The sequence below is a fragment of the Chromohalobacter sp. 296-RDG genome (assembly GCF_029889885.1).
Classification (GTDB): Bacteria; Pseudomonadota; Gammaproteobacteria; order Pseudomonadales; family Halomonadaceae; genus Chromohalobacter.
In genome coordinates this window covers 1-712 of record NZ_JARANY010000292.1, presented here as the reverse complement: position 1 = coordinate 712, position 712 = coordinate 1, and the positions used below count along the sequence as shown (strand labels likewise).

At 62.5% G+C, this 712-nt stretch carries 1 protein-coding gene; it reads left to right on the top strand.

Annotated features, from left to right (window positions below; translation table 11 throughout):
* Positions 1-20 precede the first annotated feature (20 nt).
* On the top strand, positions 21-712 hold a 692-nt coding region (locus OP495_RS18610), incomplete at its 3' end, for a class I SAM-dependent DNA methyltransferase (RefSeq protein WP_280571267.1).

The window sequence follows — 712 nt, the reverse complement described above, 5'->3', positions numbered from 1 at the left end:
ACATCGCCCAGATCATCGAGATGCCGAGCTGGTATAAGGCCACCTTCTACGTACCCGAACAGTCACGCTGGCAACACCTGCTCAAGGAAGCCCATCAGGGCGTCGGCAATGCGCTGAACAAGGCGTTGGCCGGCCTGGAAGAGCACAACACCAGCCTCGCCGGGGTGCTGGAGCACATCGACTTCACCCGCAAGGTCGGCTCCACCACCCTACCGGACAAGAAGCTCCGCGAGCTGATAGTCCATTTCAGCGAGTACCGGCTGCGCAACGAGGACTTCGAGTTCCCCGACCTGCTCGGCGCCGCCTACGAGTACCTGATCCGCGACTTCGCCGACTCCGCCGGCAAGAAGGGTGGCGAGTTCTATACCCCGCGCCCGGTGGTTCGCATGATGGTGCGACTGATGGGTCCGCAGGAGGACCACAGCGTCTACGATCCCTGCATGGGCTCGGGCGGCATGCTGATTCACGCCAAGGAGTACCTGGAGGAGCAGGGCGGCGATCCACGCCGGCTCAATCTGTTCGGTCAGGAGGCGTCCGGCTCGGTGTGGGCCATCGCCAAGATGAACATGCTGCTGCACGACATCGGCAGCGCCGACCTGCGCAACGACGATACCCTCACCGATCCGCAGCATATCGAGGGCGGTGAACTGATGCACTTCGACCGCATTCTCACCAATCCGCCCTTCTCCATTGGCTATACCCCCAGTCAGCA